Source organism: Streptomyces sp. NPDC027189 (assembly GCF_055566975.1).
The window spans coordinates 154,783-175,803 of the sequence record NZ_JBVHRI010000005.1 but is presented as its reverse complement, the minus strand read 5'-3'; the positions used below and the strand labels follow the sequence as shown (position 1 = coordinate 175,803).

Annotated in this window: 19 protein-coding genes and 1 pseudogene; 11 read left to right on the top strand and 9 right to left on the bottom strand. The window is 69.9% G+C overall.

Going from position 1 to position 21,021, the window contains the following annotated elements:
- Nucleotides 1-5: 5 nt before the first annotated feature.
- A complete protein-coding gene (locus tag ACZ4RZ_RS14380; protein WP_467744564.1) occupies nt 6-941 on the bottom strand; it encodes an NADP-dependent oxidoreductase in 936 nt (311 codons plus the stop codon).
- Between the two features lie 114 nt (nt 942-1,055).
- On the opposite strand from ACZ4RZ_RS14380, the gene ACZ4RZ_RS14375 reads away from it, so the two are divergent.
- The 3 genes from ACZ4RZ_RS14375 to ACZ4RZ_RS14365 all read left to right on the top strand — a co-directional run bounded on the left by ACZ4RZ_RS14375 (nt 1,056) and on the right by ACZ4RZ_RS14365 (nt 3,733).
- Entirely contained in the window at nt 1,056-1,352 is a 297-nt protein-coding gene (locus tag ACZ4RZ_RS14375; RefSeq protein WP_467744562.1) for a hypothetical protein, read from the top strand.
- Between the two features lie 137 nt (nt 1,353-1,489).
- Nucleotides 1,490-2,512: a phosphotransferase family protein gene (locus tag ACZ4RZ_RS14370; RefSeq protein ID WP_467744560.1), complete on the top strand. Its 1,023-nt coding sequence runs from the start codon at nt 1,490-1,492 to the stop codon at nt 2,510-2,512.
- Nucleotides 2,513-2,518: 6 nt separating this feature from the next.
- Nucleotides 2,519-3,733, top strand: coding sequence for an acyl-CoA dehydrogenase family protein (locus ACZ4RZ_RS14365; protein ID WP_467744558.1), 1,215 nt, complete (start codon nt 2,519-2,521; stop codon nt 3,731-3,733).
- Nucleotides 3,734-3,907: 174 nt separating this feature from the next.
- Here the strand turns inward: ACZ4RZ_RS14365 and ACZ4RZ_RS14360 are convergent, their stop codons facing one another.
- The 3 genes from ACZ4RZ_RS14360 to ACZ4RZ_RS14350 all read right to left on the bottom strand — a co-directional run bounded on the left by ACZ4RZ_RS14360 (nt 3,908) and on the right by ACZ4RZ_RS14350 (nt 7,004).
- Nucleotides 3,908-4,501: a TetR/AcrR family transcriptional regulator gene (locus tag ACZ4RZ_RS14360; RefSeq protein WP_189187803.1), complete on the bottom strand. Its 594-nt coding sequence runs from the start codon at nt 4,499-4,501 to the stop codon at nt 3,908-3,910.
- Nucleotides 4,502-4,581: 80 nt separating this feature from the next.
- Nucleotides 4,582-6,243: a class I adenylate-forming enzyme family protein gene (locus tag ACZ4RZ_RS14355; protein WP_467744556.1), complete on the bottom strand. Its 1,662-nt coding sequence runs from the start codon at nt 6,241-6,243 to the stop codon at nt 4,582-4,584.
- The gene (locus ACZ4RZ_RS14350) at nt 6,240-7,004 is read right to left on the bottom strand and encodes an SDR family oxidoreductase (RefSeq protein ID WP_467744555.1); all 765 of its coding nucleotides are present in this window, start codon (nt 7,002-7,004) and stop codon (nt 6,240-6,242) included. Before ACZ4RZ_RS14350 ends, ACZ4RZ_RS14355 begins: the two co-directional genes overlap by 4 nt.
- A 213-nt stretch (nt 7,005-7,217) precedes the next feature.
- Between ACZ4RZ_RS14350 and ACZ4RZ_RS14345 the strand changes: the two genes are divergently transcribed.
- Both ACZ4RZ_RS14345 and ACZ4RZ_RS14340 read left to right on the top strand, forming a co-directional pair.
- The gene (locus ACZ4RZ_RS14345; protein ID WP_467744554.1) at nt 7,218-8,456 is read left to right on the top strand and encodes an exo-beta-N-acetylmuramidase NamZ family protein; all 1,239 of its coding nucleotides are present in this window, start codon (nt 7,218-7,220) and stop codon (nt 8,454-8,456) included.
- A gap of 93 nt (nt 8,457-8,549) precedes the next feature.
- Nucleotides 8,550-9,872 carry a serine-threonine protein kinase gene (locus ACZ4RZ_RS14340; RefSeq protein ID WP_467744552.1) on the top strand — a complete coding sequence of 441 codons (1,323 nt, stop codon included), beginning with the start codon at nt 8,550-8,552 and terminating at the stop codon, nt 9,870-9,872.
- Between the two features lie 111 nt (nt 9,873-9,983).
- Here ACZ4RZ_RS14340 and ACZ4RZ_RS14335 read toward each other — a convergent pair whose 3' ends face one another.
- The gene (locus ACZ4RZ_RS14335) at nt 9,984-12,779 is read right to left on the bottom strand and encodes a penicillin acylase family protein (RefSeq protein WP_467744550.1); all 2,796 of its coding nucleotides are present in this window, start codon (nt 12,777-12,779) and stop codon (nt 9,984-9,986) included.
- Between the two features lie 284 nt (nt 12,780-13,063).
- Between ACZ4RZ_RS14335 and ACZ4RZ_RS14330 the strand changes: the two genes are divergently transcribed.
- The 3 genes from ACZ4RZ_RS14330 to ACZ4RZ_RS14320 all read left to right on the top strand — a co-directional run bounded on the left by ACZ4RZ_RS14330 (nt 13,064) and on the right by ACZ4RZ_RS14320 (nt 15,726).
- On the top strand, nt 13,064-13,666 hold the full coding sequence (locus ACZ4RZ_RS14330; RefSeq protein WP_467744548.1) for a hypothetical protein: 603 nt from the start codon (nt 13,064-13,066) through the stop codon (nt 13,664-13,666).
- 137 nt (nt 13,667-13,803) lie between these two features.
- Nucleotides 13,804-14,532, top strand: a complete 729-nt coding sequence (locus ACZ4RZ_RS14325; RefSeq protein WP_467744547.1) for a 3-keto-5-aminohexanoate cleavage protein — start codon at nt 13,804-13,806, stop codon at nt 14,530-14,532.
- 126 nt (nt 14,533-14,658) lie between these two features.
- Nucleotides 14,659-15,726 (top strand): RNA ligase (ATP), encoded by a 1,068-nt coding sequence (locus tag ACZ4RZ_RS14320; RefSeq protein ID WP_467744545.1) that lies wholly within the window; start codon nt 14,659-14,661, stop codon nt 15,724-15,726.
- Nucleotides 15,727-15,799: 73 nt separating this feature from the next.
- Here the strand turns inward: ACZ4RZ_RS14320 and soxR are convergent, their stop codons facing one another.
- Nucleotides 15,800-16,309, bottom strand: coding sequence for a redox-sensitive transcriptional activator SoxR (gene soxR, locus ACZ4RZ_RS14315; RefSeq protein ID WP_467744543.1), 510 nt, complete (start codon nt 16,307-16,309; stop codon nt 15,800-15,802).
- Nucleotides 16,310-16,416: 107 nt separating this feature from the next.
- Between soxR and ACZ4RZ_RS14310 the strand changes: the two genes are divergently transcribed.
- The gene (locus tag ACZ4RZ_RS14310) at nt 16,417-16,878 is read left to right on the top strand and encodes a MaoC family dehydratase (RefSeq protein WP_467744541.1); all 462 of its coding nucleotides are present in this window, start codon (nt 16,417-16,419) and stop codon (nt 16,876-16,878) included.
- 142 nt (nt 16,879-17,020) lie between these two features.
- Here the strand turns inward: ACZ4RZ_RS14310 and ACZ4RZ_RS14305 are convergent, their stop codons facing one another.
- The 3 genes and pseudogenes from ACZ4RZ_RS14305 to ACZ4RZ_RS14295 form a co-directional block, all read right to left on the bottom strand.
- On the bottom strand, nt 17,021-17,647 hold the full coding sequence (locus ACZ4RZ_RS14305) for a TetR/AcrR family transcriptional regulator (RefSeq protein WP_467744539.1): 627 nt from the start codon (nt 17,645-17,647) through the stop codon (nt 17,021-17,023).
- 77 nt (nt 17,648-17,724) lie between these two features.
- Nucleotides 17,725-17,940 (bottom strand): annotated as a pseudogene (locus tag ACZ4RZ_RS14300) (YiaA/YiaB family inner membrane protein); the annotation flags it as partial.
- A 102-nt stretch (nt 17,941-18,042) separates the two neighbouring features.
- On the bottom strand, nt 18,043-19,194 hold the full coding sequence (locus ACZ4RZ_RS14295; protein WP_467744538.1) for an acyl-CoA dehydrogenase family protein: 1,152 nt from the start codon (nt 19,192-19,194) through the stop codon (nt 18,043-18,045).
- A gap of 125 nt (nt 19,195-19,319) precedes the next feature.
- On the opposite strand from ACZ4RZ_RS14295, the gene ACZ4RZ_RS14290 reads away from it, so the two are divergent.
- Together ACZ4RZ_RS14290 and ACZ4RZ_RS14285 are read left to right on the top strand one after the other, a co-directional pair.
- Entirely contained in the window at nt 19,320-19,961 is a 642-nt protein-coding gene (locus tag ACZ4RZ_RS14290) for a TetR/AcrR family transcriptional regulator (protein WP_467744537.1), read from the top strand.
- A 227-nt stretch (nt 19,962-20,188) separates the two neighbouring features.
- On the top strand, nt 20,189-20,914 hold the full coding sequence (locus tag ACZ4RZ_RS14285; protein WP_467744535.1) for an ArsR/SmtB family transcription factor: 726 nt from the start codon (nt 20,189-20,191) through the stop codon (nt 20,912-20,914).
- The last annotated feature ends 107 nt before the right edge of the window (nt 20,915-21,021 follow it).

Below are 21,021 nucleotides of genomic sequence, written 5' to 3'. Positions count from 1 at the left end.
GGGGTTCAGTCCGCCCAGTCCACCGTCACCACGATCTTCCCCCGGGTACCCCCCTCCGCGCTCAGCCGATGCGCGTCCGCCGCCCGTTCCAGCGGAAACGTCTGGGAGACATGGACCGAGACGACGCCCTGCTCGGCGAGGTCGCACAGGCTCTGCAGGTCGTACGGGTCCGGGCGGACGAAGTAGTAGCGGCCGCCGAAGCCGACCACGTCGGGGTCGGCGATGGAGGCCAGCCGTCCCTCGGGGGCCAGCAGCTCGGCGGACATCCTCATCGTGTCGCCGCCGATCGTGTCGAAGGCCGCGTTCACACCCTCCGGTGCGAGGGCCCGTACGCGCTCGGCGAGACCCTCACCGTGGCTGACGGGCTCGCCGCCCAGGGACCGTACGAAATCGTGGTTCGACTCGCTCGCCGTGCCGATCACACGAGCCCCCAGGTGGCGGGCGAGCTGGACCGCGATCGACCCGACGCCGCCCGCGGCCGCGTGGACGAGGACGGTGTCGCCCGCCGTCACATCGAGGACCTTGGTGAGCATCTGGTACGCGGTGAGCCCCACCAGCGGCAGGCCCGCCGCCTCCTCGAAGGAGAGGTTCAGCGGTTTGCGGGCGAGGCTGCGCAGGGGGACCGCGACGTACTCGGCGAAGGTGCCGCGCGAGAGGAAGTCCTCGCGGGCGTACGCGATGACCTCGTCGCCGACCGCGAACTCGGTGACGGACGCGCCGGGTTGGACGACCACACCGGACACGTCCCAGCCGGGGATCACCGGGAAGACGGGGTCCAGGATCCCGTCCAGGTGGCCCTCGCGGCACTTCCAGTCGACGGGGTTCACGGACGCCGCGCGCACCTTCACCAGGACGGAGTCGGGTCCGACCTTGGGGTCCCGGACGTCTCCGTACTCCAGTACGTCGGGCCCGCCGTACCGGCTGTAGCTGATCGCCTTCATGCCCTCGACCCTCCGGGCTACTCGCACGGCACGCAAGCCGGAATAGCCGGAATTACTACACTTTGCCGCGTTAGCCTGAGTCGTCCTTCCACGCCACTTCCGAAGGCGAGCAGCATGACCACCCTTCACCAGGAACACCCCACCCACGAACACGCCCACGGCCCGAGCTGCGGTCACACCGAGGTGCGGCACGGGGACCACGTCGACTACGCGCACGACGGCCATCTGCACCGCGAGCACGCGGGGCACTGGGACGAGTGCGAGCCGAACGGTCACATCGCGCACGACGGGCACGGCCACCAGCACGGCGAGGACTGCGGGCACCCCGCAGTCGCGCACGGCGACCACCTCGACTATCTGCACGACGGCCACCGGCACGCCTCGCACGAGGGTCACTGGGACGACCACTAGGACTGACCGATCGGCGTCTCGCCCCGGATTTCCGACTCCGGAGCGAGACGCCGATCACGTTTGGCACACTCTCTGGACGACATACCGACTGGTCGGCATCATAGTGACGTCCCGTTTTCGTGCGCGTAGGAGCAATGATGAGCCCAGACCACCCGCCAGGTCTCGATCTCGACCAGTTGCGCGGCCTGCTCGACCGAGAGCGGCCAGGACTGGTGAACGGCCCCCTGACCGGCAGGCTGATCGAAGGCGGACGGTCGAACCTCACCTACGCGGTCTCGGACGGCGCCGCGAAGTGGGTCGTACGACGGCCCCCGCTGGGCCACGTGCTGGCCACCGCACACGACATGAAGCGCGAGCACCGGGTGATCAGCGCGCTGCACCCGACGGCCGTGCCGGTGCCCCGCCCGGTGCTGCTGTGTGAGAACGAGTCGGTGCTCGGCGCTCCGTTCTACATCATGGAGTTCGTGGAGGGCACGCCCTACCGCACCGCCGAGCAGCTCGCCCCGCTCGGCCCGGAGCGCACCCGCGACGCGGTCCTCGGGCTCGTGGACACGCTGGTCGAGCTGCACTCGGTCGACCCCGCCGAGGTGGGCCTCGCGGACTTCGGCCGTCCCGAGGGTTTCCTCGACCGGCAACTGCGCCGCTGGGGCAAGCAGTTGGACGCCTCCAGGAACCGTGAGCTCGCGGGCATCGACGAGTTGCACGCGGCCCTGGGGCGCGCACTGCCGCATTCCCCCGCGCCCTCCGTCGTGCACGGCGACTACCGGCTCGACAACGTGCTGATCGGCACCGACGACCGGATCAAGGCCATCCTGGACTGGGAGATGTCCACGCTCGGCGATCCGCTCACCGACCTGGGGCTGCTGGTGATGTACAGCGCCCCGCTCGATCTCCCCGACTCCCCCATCAGCACGACCGCTTCGGCCGCCGGGCACCCGGCCCCGGCCGAGATCGTCGAGCGGTACGCCGCGCGCTCGGGGCGCGACGTGTCCGCCGTCTCCTGGTACACGGCGTTCGCCTGGTTCAAGCTCGCCGTGATCCTGGAGGGCATCCACTACCGCTACACACTCGGCCAGACGGTCGGCGCGGGCTTCGACCGCATCGGTGAACTGGTCCCCTTCTTCATCGAGCACGGCCTGACCACCCTTCAGGAAGGCTGATCCGCCATGGACTTCGCATTCGACGCGCGCACCGAAGAGCTGCGCCAGAAGCTGCTCGCCTTCATGGACGAGTACGTCTATCCGGCGGAGGCCGTCGCCGAGGAGCAGCGCGCGCTGCTGGCCTCGCCGTGGGACACGCCGGCCGTGGTCGGGGAGTTGAAGGCCGAGGCGCGCAGGCAGGGCCTGTGGAACCTGTTCCTCCCCGACTCCGAGTACGGGGCCGGGCTCACCAACCTCCAGTACGCCCCACTCGCCGAAATCACCGGCCGCAGCCCGCACTTGGCGCCCACCGCGCTGAACTGCGCCGCGCCGGACACCGGCAACATGGAGGTGCTCGCGCAGTTCGGCGACGAGCAGCAGAAGAAGCAGTGGCTGGAGCCGCTGCTCGCCGGTGAGATCCGCTCGGCGTTCGCGATGACCGAGCCGGAGGTGGCCTCCTCCGACGCCACGAACATCACCACGCACATCGAGCGGGACGGCGACGAGTACGTCATCACCGGCCGCAAGTGGTACATCTCCGGGGCGATGAACCCCGACTGCAAGATCTTCATCGTGATGGGCAAGACGGACCCGGAAGGCGCGGACATCCGCCGCCAGCAGTCCATGGTGCTCGTTCCCCGCGACGCCCCGGGTCTCGAAGTCCGACGCGCCATGCAGGTGTACGGGTACGAGGACCACTCCCACGGCGGGCACGCCGAGGTCGTGTTCGACCACGTCCGGGTGCCCGTGAGCAACCTGGTCGGCGAGGAGGGCGGCGGCTTCGCCATCGCCCAGGCGCGGCTCGGGCCCGGGCGGATCCATCACTGCATGCGGCTGATCGGCATGGCCGAGCGGGCGATCGAGCTGATGTGCCGCCGGGCCGTGTCCCGCACGGCCTTCGGCAAGCCGCTCGCCCAGCAGGGCGTGGTCCAGAACTGGATCGCCGACGCGCGCGTGGCTGTCGAGCAGCTCCGGCTGCTGGTCCTCAAGACCGCCTGGATGATGGACACCGTCGGCAACAAGGGCGCCCACACCGAGATCCAGGCCATCAAGATCGCCACGCCGCGTACGGTCGTCGACATCCTCGACAAGGCCGTCCAGTTGCACGGTGCGGGGGGTGTCAGTCAGGACTTCCCGCTCGCCGAACTCTGGGCGAGTGCGCGGACGCTGAAGCTCGCGGACGGGCCGGACGAGGTCCATCAGCGCTCGCTGGCGCGGCAGGAGATCAAGAAGCACGTGTGAGTCGGGCGGCGGGGTGGGAGTGGGCTTTCGCCCCCCCGCCCCTGCCCGTCCCCGGGGGCTGCGCCCCGGAAAGGGGCGCAGGGGAACTGCACGACCAGCCCCCACCCATCCGCAGCCGCAAGGCTGGTACGGGACGGGCAGGGGCGGAGGGGGCGAAAACAAACCCCACCCCAGCTACGGCCGCAGCGCTCGCAGCAGCAGGTCCGCCAGATGGTCGGCGACCTGCTGGGGGGTGAGCGGGCCGTCGGGGCGGTACCACGTCGACAGGTGGTGCACGGAGCCGAAGTGGTAGTCGACGACCAGGTCGGCGGGGGTCGCCGTGGAGAAGACGCCCTTCTTCTGGCCCTCTTCGACGAGCGCACGGAACCGCTCGTGGTAGCGACGCCGCTCCGCACGCACCTGCTTGTGCTTCTCAGGGCTGAGGTGATGCATGGAGCGGAAGAAGATCGACGCGTCGTCGAGGTTGTCGATCGTGGTGACGACGACGTCGGCCGCGGCACCGCGCAACCGCTCCTCGACCGGCGCGTCGGCGTCCGCGAAGGCGTCCAGACGCTCCTGCTGGATACGCAGCACGCGCGCGTACACCTCGTGCAGGAGGTCGTCCTTGGAGCCGAAGTAGTGGTAGAGCGCACCCTTGGTGACGCCCGCCGCCTCGACGATCTCCTGCACGGAGGTGCGGTCGTAGCCCTGCTCGGCGAAGAGCCGGGTGGCGGCGGCCAAGAGCCGCTGGGGGACGGGCGTACCGTCACCGTCCGTCGTCCTGGGCACTGCCGCCACCTGCCTTCCAAGCGTTGTCGTCCAAAACGCCCCCGTGGGTCCTAGTGCGTTTCGGTGCGTTCCAGAGGGTTTTACCGGGTCTCCTGGGACCGGGAACGAAGTTCCCGACGGAGGATCTTCCCACTCGCCGTCTTCGGCAAGTCGGGCAGGATCTCCACCTGCCGCGGATATTTGTAGGCGGCCAGTCTCTCCTTGCAGTACGCGGCGAGCGCGTCGGGGTCCTCTTCGGCCCCCGGCCGCAGGCTGATGTACGCCTTGACGGTCTCTCCGCGGTAGCCGTCGGGTATCCCGACCACGGCCGCCTCACGGACCGCGGGGTGCGTGTAGAGGACGTCCTCGACCTCGCGGGGCCACACCTTGAAGCCGGACGCGTTGATCATGTCCTTCTTCCGGTCGACCACATAGAGCCAGCCCTCGGAGTCCATGAAGCCGATGTCGCCGGTACGCAGCTCACCGTCAGGGAAGGTCTCGGCGGTGGCTTCGGGGCGGCGCCAGTAGCCGGGCACGACCTGAGGTCCGCGTACCAGGATCTCGCCCTGCTCCCCGAACGGCACCTCCTGGCCCTGGTCGTCGACGATGCGTACGACCGTGTCCGGGCCCGGGACGCCGACTGCCAGCGTCCCCGAGACCGGGTCGACGGGAGCCTCCCGGCCCGGGGGCACGGAGGCGCAGGGCGCGGTGCACTCGGTGAGCCCGTAGCCGTTGCGGATGTAGGGACCGAAACCAGCCCGGAACTTCTCCACCAGGGCCGGCGGCAGCGGGGCACCGCCGGAAGAGATGATCACGAAGGAGGAGAAGTGGTCCGGCGTGACCGCCGGGTGCGCGGCCAGCGCCATGAAGGCGGTCGACGGGCCCACCGTGTACGCGGGACGGTGCTCGGCGAACGCGTCGAGGACGACCCCCGCCTCGAAGCGGTACGCGAGGACCAGCGTGCCCGAGCTGTTGAGGCAGGCGGCGAGCTGGCAGACCATCCCGGTGATGTGGAACAGCGGGGCCATCGCGAAGTAGACGGGCGCCTCGGGCAGCCCCAGGCCCGTCCGCTGCCGCTCGGCGTTGTACATGATGTTGCCGTGCGTGTTGGTGGCCCCCTTGGGGGTGCCGCTCGTGCCGGAGGTGTAGCTGATCAGCGCGACGTCGGAGGGTCCGAGCTCGCGGCCCTCGGGGGCCTTGTGGCCCTGCCGTGCGACGGCCACGAGGTCGTCGGTGCCCTCCGCGACCGGCAGCCGCTCGAAGCTCAGCACGCGCGCGTCGTTGCGGGTCTGGAGGTCCAACTCACAGGCCGTCAGCACGATGCGTACGGGTGAGTCGGCGGCCGTCTCGCGCAGATACGACTCCCACGCGCGGTCCGAGCACACCAGGGCGCTCACATCCGCGTCGTGGAGTACATGCCGGACCTCGCCCGACTTGTACATCGGGTTGACCGGCACGACCGTCGCGCCCGCTTTCCAGGCACCGAGCAGGGCCAGCACGAAGTGCGGGGAGTTCTGCAGCAGGATCGCGACCCGGTCGCCGCGCTCGAGGCCGCGGGCGGCGAGGTGCCCGGCGACCGAGTCGCTCAGCTCGTCCACCTCGCGGTAGCTCAGCCGCCCGTCGAAGTAGGCGAGCGCGGTGCGGTCCGGGGTGTGCGTCACGACCTCGCGGAGGGCGTGCACCAAGGTGTCGGCGGGGCTCACCGGACCGCGCTGGGCGTCATTGAGCAGGGCCACCCAGGGCCGCTCGGCGTAGGTGGTCACCGGCCCGCCTCCCACTTCTGCTGGATGTGGTTCATGTTGGTCAGCCAGCGGTCGGGCTCCGCGGCCCGCACCTGGTAGTACCCGGCGACCTCGGGGTGCGGCAGGATCAGGAAGCGGTCCTCCTCGATCCCCTTGAAGAGCGCGTCGGCGACGTCCTCGGGCTCGATGGCGGTCGGCTGGAGGACGAGGTCGCCCGCGCTGCCGGTGGCGTCGAGCATGTCGGTGCGCACGCCCTGCGGACAGATCGCGTGGACCTTGAGGCCCCGGTGGCGGTACGTCAGCGACAGCCACTCGGCGAAGGCGTACGCGCCGTGCTTGGTGACGCTGTAGGGCGCGGCGCCGATCATGGTGAGCAGTCCGGCGGCCGAGACGGTGGAGACGAAGCGGCCGCTGCCGCGCTCCAGCCAGGCCGGGAGCAGCTCCTGGGCCGCACGGACGTGCGCCATCACGTTGACGTCCCAGGCGAGCGCCCAGACGTTCTCGCCGGCCGCCTCCGAGCCGCCGGAGGCGACGCCGGCGTTGGCGCAGTACACGTCGACCCTGCCGCCGAGGGCGTCCCGGGCCTCGGCCACGATCGCCGACGCGTCGCCCGGGACCGCGAGGCCGCCGATCTCGTCGGCCACGGCCTTGGCCTTGGCGGCATCCAGGTCATTGACGACGACCCTGGCCCCCTCGGCCGCGAACCGACGGGCCAGCGCGGCCCCGATACCGCCTCCCGCTCCGGTGACGACCACCCCGGCATCCTGCACGGCTTCCACCATCGGTCTCCTTCGACGCGACGCGAATCGGCTCTGCTGCGACGCCAGACTAACCAGTCGGTATGTAGAGAGGGAAGGGGCGCCCCCCGCTGAAGGCGCCCCTTTGGGGGCGCGGGGAACTGCGCGACAAGCCACGATTGCCCCGCAGGCTACGAACTTCCGGCGGGAGCGCTTAGCGTGCCTGTGCCAACCTTCCGCGATCACGGAGGTCACATCATGCACTTGTCCAGACGGACCTTGCTGGCCGCCGGCACCGCCACGGCGGCTCTGACATCGATTCAGAGTGTGGCAGACAAGGACACCGGCAAGCAGCTCCGCACCGGCTTCGAGCGCTTGGCGGCAGATGGCTACGCCAAACTCCGCGGCCAGCGAACCGGCATCGTCACGAACCCCACGGGCATCACCAGAGACGTACGCCACATCGTCGACGTCATGCACGCCGACGACCGCGTGAAGCTGGTCGCCGTCTTCGGCCCCGAGCACGGCTTCCGCGGCACCGCGCAGGCGGGCGGCTCGGAGGGCCGCTACGACGACCCGGCGACCGGGCTGCCCGTCTACGACACGTACCTGAAGAGCGGCCAACCGCTCGCCGACATCTTCACCGCCTCCGGCGTGGACACCGTCGTCTTCGACATCCAGGACGTGGGCGCGCGCTTCTACACGTACATCTGGACGCTGTACGACTGCATGGAGGCGGCCCAGCTCGCGGGCAAGCGCTTCATGGTGCTCGACCGGCCGAACCCGGTGACCGGGCGGGCGGCCCAAGGACCAGTCCTGCACAAGGAGTTCGCGACCTTCGTCGGGCGGCAGCCGATCGCGCAGGCGCACGGGATGACGGTGGCGGAGCTGGCGCGGCTGTTCAACGGGGAGTTCCTGGCGGCGCCGGTGACGCTGGACACCGTACTGATGTCGGGCTGGAAGCGCTCGGAGTTCTACGACGCCTCCGGGCTGCCCTGGGTGCCGCCGAGCCCGAACATGCCGACGGCGGACACCGCCCTGGTGTACTCGGGGACCTGCCTCTTCGAGGGGACGAATCTGTCGGAGGGGCGCGGCACCACCCGTCCGTTCGAACTGCTCGGCGCGGACGGCATCGACGGACGCTGGGCCCTCGAAGCCGGTCGACTGGGCCTCCCCGGCGTGCACTTCAGGGAGGCGTACTTCGCTCCCACCTTCTCCAAGTTCCAGGGCAAGACCATCGGGGGCATGCAGATCCATGTGCACGACCGGGCGGCGTACGACCCCGTACGTACCGGCATCGCCCTGCTCGTGACCGCCAAGAAGGTCTGGAGCGGCTTCACTTGGCGGACCGACAACTGGATCGACAAGCTGACCGGCTCAACGCTGGTGCGCACGATGATCGACGCGGGGGCGACGGCCGACGAGGTCGTGGCGGCCTGGCAGGACGAACTGAAGGCATTCCAACGCCTACGGAAGGAGTACCTCCTCTACGGATGAGTGACGGATGAGTCGTGACGTATGGCCAACCTTCGCCACCGGTAGGACGATGCGCCCAGATCGCACCGCCCACGGGGGACGAGGGGGCCTGTCATGGCCGAGCCGGCAGTGAGTGTTTCTCCCTACTGGGAGCTCACCTTCGACGCGGACGGGGACGTCGACGGCCGGGAACGGGACCGGCTGCTGCAGGAGGTACCGCAGCGCAAGGTCCGTGACCTGGTCGTCTTCGCGCACGGCTGGAACAACGACCGCTCGGGCGCCACCCGGCTCTGCAGCCGCTTCTTCGAGCCCGTCCCGGGGCTCGCGCCGACCGCGCGCCTGGGATACGTGGGAGTGGTGTGGCCCTCGATGCGGTTCTCGGACGAGCCGATCCCCGACTTCCCGGCGTCGGTGGCCGCCGACGTCGCCCCGACCGCGCGGCCCGTCCTCGACAAGAACACCCGGCACGGGCTCCTGGAGGTGTTCCCGGGCCGTGCGACGGTGGTCGAGCAGATCGCGCGGCTGCTGGACCAACAGCCCGACGAGGGCGCCTCGTTGGAGGAGTTCGGACGTCTCGTGCGGCTGCTCGTCGAGGTCCGGCCGCAGGGGCCGCAGGCCGCCTTCACCGCGGACACGCTGGCGGAGGGAGTGCCGGAGAGCGACCCCGAGATGCTCTTCGGGGACACGGCGACGATCTGCGGCGAGTTCGCGCAGGCACTGGCGGAGGCCGAGACTCCGGGCGCCGCCTCGTTCGCGCTGCCACGACTGTGGGACGGCGCGCACGAACTGCTGCGCCAGGCCACGTACTACGCGATGAAACGGCGCGCCGGCACGGTCGGTGAGCGCGGGCTCGGGCGCGCGATCGGTCAACTCGCCAAGGCTGCGCCCGATGTGCGCGTGCATCTCGTCGGGCACAGTTTCGGCGGGCGCCTGGTCTCCTTCGCGCTGCGCGGACTGCCCGAGGGCGTGCGCACGGTGAAGTCGGTGACGCTGCTCCAAGGGGCCTTCTCGCACTACGCGTTCGCGGCGCGGCTGCCGCACGACGCACGGGCGAGCGGTGTGCTGGACGGGCAGCAGAACCGCATCGACGGTCCCCTGGTGTGCTGCTACTCCCACTTCGACTCGGCACTCGGCGCGATCTATCCGCTGGCCTCGCGGATGGCGGGCGATTCCCGGACGGTCGCCGCGGACTTCGACATCGGCCGCGCCCTGGGCGCCAAGTGGGGTGCGATGGGCCACGACGGGGTACAGGCGGTGGCGGGCACGAAGTCGTACACGCTGGCCAACGCCCTCAGTACACCGCTGCCCACGTCGGGCTGCGTGAACATCGACGCCGCGGCGGTGGTCAAGCGCGGCGGCCCCCCGTCCGGGGCCCACAGCGACATCTGCCACCGGGAACTGGCGCGGGTGGTGCTGGCGGCGGGCCGTATTCAGTGACCCGCCGCCCACCGGCGTTGGCCATCTGGTGTTGGCCAACCGGCGTTGACCAACGAACGTTGACCAACGAGCGTAGGAGAAACGCCCGTTGGCCAACACCCGTGGACATCGTCACCGATGCGACGTGTACTCCACCACCTGCTGATAGGTCGGCCGGTTCTGCCAGCTGATCTTGCCGTGCTTGATGCCGCCCAGCGTCCGCTGGACGATCGAGTCGGCGCACCACTGGTCGCCCGCCGAGCACTGCTCGTCGCCGGGGTACACGTCGGACGCGGTCTTGCCGGCCGCCTCCTTGAGCGTGCTGATCAGGGTGTCCCGGCAGGCGCTGAGGCTGCCGCCGCCGCAGTACTTCTGTGAGAGCCCGCCCTGCACCGACTCCCCGAGGACCGCCCGGATGTCCTTGTCGACATAGCTCCACCAGCCGTACTGGAAGGAGCTTCCGGCGTGCGAGCCGGTCGGGCCGTGCGCCGCCGACGGCGACTCGTCGATGGGGAGGTTGTTGCCGAACGCGGTGTACAGGTCGCTGCCGAGCCCCGGCTGGAACTCCGCCTTCACCAGCAGCGGCCACCAGGCGTCCAGGATGCGGATCGCGTCGGCGTTGGCGTAGGTGTGAGATCCGGACGAGGTCTCGGTCCGCTTGGCACCCGCCGTCACCCACGCGGACAGCTTGCTGACGGCCGCCGCGGCCGTCGAGTCCGTGACCGTCGAGCTGTTGATGACCTTCAGCAGGTCAGGCAGCACGTCCTCGGCCCGCAGGTCGGCGAGCGCCGCGTCGGCCATGGCCTTCACCAGCGCGGACCGGGTGACACCGCCCGCCGCGACCAGCTTCTTCACCCGGTCTTCGAGCAGGTTGCCGCGGTGGACCGAGCCGTCACCCCAGGAGGCCGTCGTGTAGTCCTTGGCCTGCTTGTTGTTCCAGGAGATGTAGTAGTCCTGGTCGACGGAGTTGGGGTGGGCGGACGCCGCCGTGTAGTCGGCGGTGTTCGTCGTCGGGTTCCAGTTCTTCCACTCGTACGCCGCCCGCGCCCACACCGGGAACTCGGCGTCGACACCGGTGGCGCGCACCGGGTTGTCGCCGCTGTTGTAGTACGCGGTGTGCGAGGAGTCGGCGTAGAACCAGTTGAAGGTGTAGTTGATGTGCTGCACCGCGCTCTGGAAGGTCGCCGGGCTCTTGACGTAGTCCGGGTCGTTGAGCATCTGGAAGCCGATGATCGAGTCGGCCTCATGCATGAAGGAGGAGCGCAGGGTGGTGTACGCGACCTTCTTGCCGCCGACGGTCGCGCGGTACTCCACCGGGCCGTACTTGGTCCGGTAGACCTGCAGCCGGTACGAGCCCGCGGCGGTGCCGTCGGCGACGGTCGGCTTCCACGAGTTGGTCTGCTCGACCTTGTCCATGGCCGTGCAGGTGCCGTGGTACAGGTAGTGGTAGTCGTCCTGGCACAGCTCGACGGCGTAGGTGTCGATGATGTCCTGGCCGGAGGTCGTCGCGCTCCAGGAGTAGTCCTGGCCGCGGCCGAGTTCCACGTACATGCTCAGACCCGCGAAGGAGGCGCCGCGGGCGCTGATGCCAGGGCCCTGGATCTCCTGGAGCATGAGCAGCTGTGGCGCGAAGTAGCCGGTTTGCGGGCCGAAGACGGCGATCGGGTGGCCACTGGCGGTGTACTTGCCGCTCACCACGAGGGCGTTGGACATGCCGCGCTTGGCCGACGTGAGGGAAGTGGTGGCCGCCGTGGCCGAGGCGCTGGTGGCGGTGGAGGTGGCGGCGCTGCCCGTACGGTCGTAGACCAGCTGCTCCTGGGTCACCGAACCGGCGTCGGGCAGGGCCTCGCCCTGCGGGGAGTCGGGCTTCGCGGCGTACGGGAAGCTCTCGCCGTTGTGGACGGTGAGGACCGCTTCGGGGTCGTTGCGCTCGCGGAAGGACTCCCAGACCTTGGTGCCCTCGGTGACGCCGTACTTGGACTGGGCGGTGAGCAGCGAGATGGCGTTGTTGACTTCGCCGCCGCCTCCGGAGCCGAAGAGCGCGCCGATGACGGAGGCCAGCGCGACCAGGTCGGTGAGCTTGAAGTGGTCAATGGTGCCGGCGTTGGTGACGGAGTCCTTGTGACCGGTCAGGACGTACTCGCCGGGGAAGTAGCGGCCACTGTCGGAGGCGTCGATGTAGGCGTTGATGCCGTCGATGTAGGCGTTGGCGTCGGCGAGGGCCTGCTGACCGCGCTCGCCGTTGCCGGCGATGGCGTTGTCGATCTGGGCCTGCAGATCGGCCTCGGTGTAGGGCGCGCTGCGCCAGAACTCCTGCTCAAGGCCCTGGTTGGACGCCGCGCCGCCCGCGAAGGTGGTCAGTCGGCCGCGCCCGACGTGCCGGAAGACGTCCATCAGCCACAGCCGGTCCTGGGCAGCGGCGTACCCGGCGCCGTACTCGGTGCCGTAGCGGGTCGTGCCGGTGATGTGCGGAACACCCGTCTTCTTGTCGCGGACGATCGTCACGTCGCTGCGCGGCTTCGTGGTCGAGGCGACCTGGCCCGAAGCGACCCCGAAGGAGGCGTCGTTGAAGAAGTCGTTGATCTTGGCGTCGGTGAGCGCGGAGTAGCCCGAGGCCAGGTTGCCGTAGGGAGCGAGCTGGTCCTCGGCGTGGTCGGGCTGGGTGCCGAAGGCCTGGTTGAGGAGGATCTGGGCGAGGGTCGCGTTGCCGTTCTCGCCAGGCGGGAGAATGTCGGAACACTGGCCGCCGCAGTAGTCGTTCGCGGCGGCCGCCGACGATGCTGCCGAGGTGTCGGCGGCCGCCGCCTGGGAAAGCGGCGACAAAAGACCCGCAATGAGCACGCATACGGATGCGGCCTTGAGGAACTTGGGGAATCTGCGGGGAGTTCTCAGTCTGTCGAGCGTGGTGCGTGGGGCGCGCCGTGGCATGGCAGCTCCTCCCGAAGGGGGTGGGCCGGACGTTACCGCCGGTATCCCCGAGATTGAAGATGAACATGCGTCAGTTTTTGGGATTCATCGCGTCCGGACAGCGCCGTCGACAGGCGGCTGACAGCGGCGGGAGGTAGGCCGGGGGCAACTCGGCGGTGGCTTATGGCGGCCATCGAAAAATGGATGGAGCCGAATCGCTTGTCGATACGTCTATTCGGCGACGTCCGTACGACGACGCCGAAGTGACCGAAGTTCAGGTGCAGGTGTGACGGAGGTGCAGGGCGATGGCAGGTTTCCGGAGTCTGGCGAGACAGGTGCGAGATCCGAGGAGCGATCTGGCACTGCGGCGCTACTCACTGCGCAAGTGCCTTGAGAAGTTCGCCCCTTACGGACATCGGGCGACCTGGGACCATCTGTGCTCCCGGGCCGGGTTCGGTCCCGAGGACCGGTCCCCCGATCCAGCGCGGCTCGTGGCCGCACTGGAGGAGTTGGAGGAGGCCCGCTCCGTCTGGCTCACCTACGAGGCCGAGTTCGCTCAGCGTCGCAAGAAGGAGAAGCACGACGGGCTGCGCAGCCCGGGCAGTGTGGACGACTGGCACCGGCTGACCTGGGGCGGCTTCGGGGTCGCATGGTGCGACGACCCGAGGATCCACCCCCGTGAACCACTGACCGAGGTGCTGCGCCGGCTGATCGCCGCGCTGGAGCGCCAGCCGGGCACGGTCTGCCCGGTGTGCGCCGGGGAGCGCCTCGCATGGAAGTACGACCTGGCGCACGAACCGTCGTCGGGTCCGGTGTGCACAAGTTGCGGAATCGTGGTGCCACGCCCCGTTCTGACGTCGGAGGCGCTGGCGGAGGCCAGGCGCGGACGGATGCTCGTCTCGGCGTGAGCACGACGGGGGTGCGCCGACGGTGCCGCACCCCCGTGCGGGTGCCCACGGCGCCCTGACCCCTGTACGGCCACCCGCGCGGCCGCTCGTCCGGTCGCTCCCGCAGGGTTGTCAGTGGCGCCTGGCACCATCGAGGCATGGTGCAGGTCTGTGTGAACGGAGCCCGCGGGGCGGCGGATGGCGCCGTCGTGCCGATGTCGCCCGCAGCGATGGCCCAGTCCGCGGCCGAGGCCGTCTCGGCCGGAGCGTCGGACATCCATGTCCATCCCAAGTCCCCCTGTGGGCAGGACACCTTGTCCTCGAAGGCGGTCGCGGCGACACTCGAAGCGATACGGGCGAGGGTGAGCGTCCCCGTCGGCGTGACCACCGGCGCGTGGGCCGAGCCGGATCCCGCCGCCCGCGTCGAGCGGGTGCGTTCCTGGACCGTCTTGCCCGACCACGCCTCGGTCAACTGGCATGAGCCGGGCGCCGAGGAGGTGGCGGCGGCGCTCCTCGACCGCGGGATCGGTGTGGAGGCGGGCATCTGGTCCGGCACGGAGGGCGCCGCGCGGTTCGCCGCGTCACCGCTCGCGCCCCGGGTGCTGCGAGTCCTGGCCGAGGTCATGGACACCTCCCCTCGGACGGCCCAGGAGTCGGCCCGGTCCCTCCTCGCCGACCTCGGCACACCCCACGGCCGTCCCGTCCTGCTGCACGGCATGGGGGACGGCACCTGGCCGGTGCTGCGACTCGCGGGGCGGCTCGGGCTCGCCACACGGATCGGCCTGGAGGACACGCTGGTCCTGCCGGGCGGGGAGCGTGCGATGTCCAACAGTGAGTTGGTGGCGGAGGGGTTGGTTCAGTACGAGGCGGCCCGGCGCTTGCCGTAGGGGAGGTGGCCGACTTCGGCGCGGGCGGCCTGACGGTACCAGCCGCAAATCCACTCGCTCCAGCGCTTTCTCCTCCGGACAGTTGGGGGCGATGAAACCCAGCTGAGGAACCCGAGGAGTCCCGCCATGTCGACGCTGCGCGTCACCGCCGAAGTGCTGACCATCCATGAGCATCCGAACGCCGACGCGCTCGAACTGGCCCAGGTGGGCCTGTACCGAGCCGTCGTCGCCAAGGGCGCCTACCGCACCGGCGAGCGCGCCGTCTACATCCCGGAGCAGTCCGTGCTCCCGGCCGAGCTGATCGAGGAGCTGGGGCTGACCGGGCGGCTGGCGGGAAGCAAGTCGGACCGGGTCAGGGCCGTACGACTGCGCGGAGAGCTGTCGCAGGGGATCGTGTGCCGCCCGAAGGCACTGGCGGACGTCGACCTGGTGGAGGCCTCCGAGGAGGGGACCGACTTCGCCGAGATGCTCGGCATCGTCAAGTGGGTGCCACCGATCCCGCCCACCATGGACGGCGAGGTCGAGTCCGCGCCCGATCTGCTGCCCTGGGTCGACATCGAGAACATCCAGCGGTACCCGGACATCTTCACCCCCGGCGAGCCCGTCGTCCTCACCGAGAAGCTGCACGGTTCGGCCTGCCTGCTGACGTACGTCGCCGACGAGGGCCGCGTGCACGTCTCGTCGAAGGGCTTCGGCGCCAAGTCCCTGGCGCTGAGGGAGGACCCGCGCAATCTGTACTGGCGCGCCGTCCACGGCCATGGAGTCGCGGAGGCCGCGGCCCGGCTCGCCGAGCGGCTGAACGCGCGCCGGGTCGGCATCTTCGGCGAGGTGTACGGGGCGGGCGTACAGGACCTGTCGTATGGGGCCGACGGCCGCCGCGAGACAATCGGTTACGCCGTGTTCGACGTGTCCGCGGAGATCGACGGCGAGGTCCGCTGGCTGGACGCGGCGGCCCTGCTGGACGGCGAACTCCCGCTGGTGCCACGGCTGTACGAGGGCCCGTACGAGATCGAGCGCGTCCTGGAGGTTGCCTCGGGCCGGGAGACCGTGTCCGGGCGCGAGCTGCATCTGCGCGAGGGCGTCGTGATCCGGCCTGCCACCGAGCGGTACAGCCCGGTGACGGGCGGCCGGGCGATGGCGAAGGCGGTCAGCCCGGCGTATCTGACGCGCAAGGGCGGCACGGAGTACGAGTAGGGGCGGGCGTACGGAGCCTCCGGGGCTACGCACGGGCGCGGTCACCGAGTCACCGTGAGCCCCGCGGCTGCGGTCAGCGGGAGTCCTCGGGCTCCCGCTGTCGCTTCTGCTGCTTCTGCCGGGCGCCGGAGTGTTCCACCAGGAGCCGGGAGCCGGTCAGGCGCTCGCCGAAGACGTCGTCCGGGTTGGAGAGCACACAGTTCTCCAGCGACAGACAGCCGCAGCCGATGCAGTCCGTGAGGTGGTCCCGAAGCCGGCTGAGCTGATTGATGCGCTCGTCGAGTTCGGAGCGCCAGGCCTCCGAGAGCCGGGCCCAGTCCTCCCGTGTCGGAGTGCGCTCCTCGGGGAGTTCGGCGAGGGCCTCACGGATGGTGGCGAGCGGGATGCCGACGCGTTGCGCGGCGCGCACGAAGGCGACACGGCGCAGCGCGTCCCGGTGGTAGCGGCGCTGGTTTCCTGTGGTGCGGCGGCTGGTGATCAGACCCTTGGACTCGTAGAAGTGCAGGGCGGAGACGGCGGCGCCGCTGCGGGCCGACAGCTGGCCGACCGTGAGTTCGTGGATCTTCTCGGGAATCTGGGGCACCCCTCGAACCTAACCCACCTCGGCACACCCGCGGTGCGTTGACAGGAGCCCTTCGCCCGACCATGCTAAGCAGTCGCTTAGACATTGCGACGCGGGAGGCCAGGGACATGGCAGAGCCGAGGATCTTCACGTCCGCCGACGAACTGAAGGCGGCGGTGGGCGAACAGTTGGGTCACAGTGACTGGCTGGAGATCGACCAGAAGCGGATCGACCTGTTCGCGGACGCCACGGGCGACCACCAGTGGATCCACGTGGATCCCGAGAAGGCGGCCGCGGGCCCCTTCGGCACGACCATCGCGCACGGCTATCTCACGCTGTCGCTGCTGCCCGCGCTGGTGCCGCAGGTGATGCGCGTCGAGGGCATGAAGATGGGCGTCAACTACGGTTCGAACAAGGTGCGTTTCCCCGCGCCGGTGCCGGTGGGGTCGCGGCTGCGCGCGACCGCGGTCCTCCAGGAGGTCACCGAGGCCGGCGGCGGAGTCCAGGTCACGGCCGCGGTGACCGTGGAGCGCGAGGGTGGGGACAAACCGGTGTGCGTGGCCGAGTCGGTGTCTCGGTACTACTTCTGAGAGCGGCACCGAAAGCTGCGGGCCGTCCGCGAACTGCGGGCTGTCGGCGAACTGCGGGCCGTCCGCGCACTGAGCTCCGTCCGCGAACTGAGGGTCGTGCGCGGCTGGTCGCGCGAATCCCGGTGCCCCCCATGGGGCAGGGTCACTCCTTGGCCCCGACCATCCGCAGGACGAGGTCGGCGTACAGCGCGCCGACCTCGTCCGGGGTCCGGGGTCCATTGACGTTGAACCAGCGGGCCACGTCGATACAGAGGGAGAGGATGGCGAGCGTGGTGCCGGGGATGTCCGGGACATCGAAGTCGCCCGCGGCCACGCCCTCCTCGATGATGCCGCGCACCTCGGCATCGACCTGGCGCCGCAGGGCGATGATCTCGGCGCGGGCATCCGGGCCGAGCGAGTCCAGTTCGTACTGCACGACCCGTGCGGTGGTGCGGCCGCCCGCGTGCCACCGAACGAAGGAGCTCACAGCGTCGGCGAGGCGCTCGGTCGCCGTGCCCTCGCCCTGGGCGGCCGTCTGCAGGATGTCGAGGGCCTTCTCGTGGCCGATCCTGCTGATGCGGTGGAGCAGCTCTTCCTTGGTCTTGTAGTGGATGTAGAGGGCGGCTGGGCTCATGCCCGCGCGGCCCGCGATGTCCCGGGTCGTCGTCGCGTGGTACCCGCGCTCGGCGAAGGCCTCCACGGCGGCGACGAGCAGCCGTCGGGCCGCGTCCGGGGTGACCTCGGCCCACGGCTGCATCTCGGCGCCGGCCGTCTCCTCCGCCGTACTCATCGCTGTTCGCCCCTTCTCCACTGCCAGGGTGAACACCATACCCCTGAACCTGAGCGAGCGCTTAGTGGACCTACTCAGCGCGCCGCCTCCTGGCGGTCCCTGATCACCTTGGCCAGCGTGAAGGACGAGGTCACCAGATAGAGGACGGCGACGCCCAGGAAGGAGCGCACCCAGGCGTCGGCCTCCAGTTTGAAGATGCCGATGGCGGTCGCGACGATGGCGACGGAGAACGAGGCGACCGCCTGGCCGTAGAAGGCCGCGGTCGACTGCTGCTTGACCGGTGTCCCATTCATGTTCATGCGGACCAGGGTCGGACGATGCGGTCGCCACCACATCCGTTCGGATACTCAGCCCACGTACTCAGAACACCGAGAGCGCCGTTCCGATGGCCCTGCTCAGAAGGCCGAGACTCCCGTCAGCGCACGCCCGACGACCAGCTTCTGGATCTGGCTCGTGCCCTCGTAGAGGGTCATCACGCGGGCGTCGCGCAGCAGCTTCCCCGCCGGGTATTCGTCGATGTAGCCGTAGCCGCCGTAGACCTGGAGGGCGTTGTTCGCGGCGCGCACGGCGGCCTCGGAGGCGAAGAGCTTGGCCTTGGAGGACTCCGTCGCGAACGGCAGGCCACGGTCGATGAGATCGGCGACCCGCCAGGTCAGCAGGCGGGCCGCGTCCACGTCGACGGCGATGTCGCTGAGCAGTTCCTGGACGAGCTGGTGATGGGCGATGGTCTTTCCGAACTGCTCGCGCTCGGTCGCGTAGGTCACCGCCGCGTCCAGTGCCGCCTGGGCTATCCCGACACAGCCCGCGGCCACGGACATCCGCCCCTTGGCGAGTGCGGACATGGCGACGGCGAACCCCTTGCCCTCGGGCGCGATCATGGCGCTCGCCGGCACGCGCACGTCCTGGAGGACCAGTTCGGCGGTGGCCTGTCCACGCAGACCGAGCTTGCCGTGGATGGTGCGGCGGGACAGGCCCGGGGTGTTCGTCGGCACAAGGAAGGCGGAGACACCCTTGTGGTCCGGGGCGTCGGTGGAGCGCGCGAAGAGCAGCACGACGTCGGCCCAGGTGCCGTTCGTGATGAACATCTTGGTGCCGTTGATGACGTAGTCGTCCCCGTCACGTACGGCCTTCGTCGACAGATGGCCCGCGTCCGAGCCGGTGCCGGGCTCGGTGAGCCCGAAGCATCCGACGTACTCGCCGGAAGTCAGTCCCGGCAGCCACCGCCGCTTCTGCTCTTCACTCCCCCAGTACGCGATCGACTTGGCGACCAGGCCCAGTGAGACGGAGACGATTCCGCGCACGGAGGAGTCACCGCGGCCCAGCTCCTCCGTGACGAGGCAGTACGCGAGATGGTCACCGCCGCTGCCTCCGTACCCCTCGTCGATGGTGAGCCCGAGGAAGCCGACCTCGCCGAGCTTCTTCACGATGGACCGGTCGACCTCTTCGGCGCGGTCCCACTCGATGACATGGGGGGCGATCTCGCGGTCCACGAAGTCCTTGGCGAGTTGCCGGACGGCGGTCTGCTCCTCGCTGAGCTCCAGGTTCATGCCGAGTCACCCCACAGATAGACGGACAGCGGCCTTCGGACGTCACACATCGAAAGCCGTACATTGAAAGCCGTACATTTAAATTAGCACTGCTAGTTTCTATGTGCAGCCCTACTATGTGCGCCATGGCCCGACCGCGCAAGCCCCTCCTCAGCACCGACCGCATCGTCCGGACGGCACGGGCCCTGGTGGACGCCGAGGGCCTGGCGGCCGTCTCGACGCGCCGGCTCGCCGCCGAGCTGGGGGTGAGCGGGCCGTCGCTCTACAACCACTTCCGCACCAAGGACCAGATCCTGGAGGCGGTCGCGGACTCGGTCAGCGCGCAGGTCGATCTGTCGATGTTCGAGGACGGCCGTGAGTGGCGTACCGCCCTGCACGACTGGGCCGTCTCCTACCGGGCGGCGCTGCGCGACCATCCGAACATCGTCCCGGTCCTCGCACGCGGGCCCGGGCGCCGCCCCGCCGGGCTCCATCTTGCCGACGCGGTGTTCGGGGCCATGGTCGATGCGGGGTGGCCGGCGGCGCAGGCCACGTCGATCGGGGCGCTGATGCGCTACTTCATCATGGGGTCCGCGCTCGGCTCGTTCGCCGGCGGTTTCGTCGACGACGCGACCGCCTACGATCCCGCCGACTATCCCCACCTCGGGCAGGCTCATCTCCTTGCCGAGCAGCAGGAGAAGATCGACGAGCGGGCGTTCGAGACGGGGCTCAGCGCATTGCTGGACGGGCTGACGCTGCAGTACGAGCGGGTGACTCGGGAGGACTGAGGTTTTTCGCTCCCTCCGCCGCTGCCCATTCCCGTCACTTGGGGGTCCGCCCCCAAACCCCCGCTCCTCAAACCCCCGCTCCTCAAACGCCGGAGGGGCTGAACTTTGCACGGGGGGTCTGGGGGCGGAGCCTCCAGGTACGGGACGGGTAGGGGCGGAGGGGGCGAACAAGCCCGACGCCCCCGCCCGCCACAACCTTTCGGTCCCCGCCGAAGCGTTCATGTCGCATGTTGGGGAGCATGACGAGGCCGAAGGATCCGGTGGGCCCGGGGCTCGCAGCGCTGGCCGGGCTGATGGCGGACGAGACGCGGGCCGGGTTCCTGCTGGCGCTGCTCGACGGGCGGGCATGGACGGCGGGTGAGCTGGCACGGTACGCCGGAGTCGCGCCGTCGACCGCCAGCGAGCACCTCGGCAAGCTGGTGACCGGCGGCCTCCTCACCGAGGAACGACAGGGCCGCCACCGCTACGTACGGCTGGCCGACGCCCGCGTCGCCCAACTCGTCGAGGACCTCGCCGCCCACGTGAGACCACATGCGGCCGAACGCCCGCGCACCCTGCGGGAGTCCAGCGCGGGCTCGGCCATGGCGCGGGGTCGCACCTGTTACGACCACCTCGCCGGACGGCTCGGCATCGCCCTCACCGATGCCCTGACCGGGCGCGGACTGCTCCGCCAGGACACCGGGTTCGCGCTCACGGACGCGGGATTGCGGTGGTTCGACACCGCGGGAATCAGCCTCGACCGCACCGGCCGCCGCCCGCTCACCCGCGCCTGCCTCGACTGGACCGAGCGTCGCCCCCACCTCGCGGGCACGGCCGGCGCGGCGCTGTGCCGTCATGCCCTGGACGCGCACTGGTGTGTACGCATCGGATCGGAACGGGCGGTCAAGGTGACCTCCGAAGGCGAACTCGCCTTCGCGGAGCTGCTGGGGATCGAACCGACGGCGCTCCACTGATCAGGCGAAACGCCCTTACTGGTGCGTCACTGACGGGTCACTCATGCGTCTCGGTGCAAAGCGAAGACGCACTACCCATGCCTACGCGTCTCACCACCGCGTCCGAA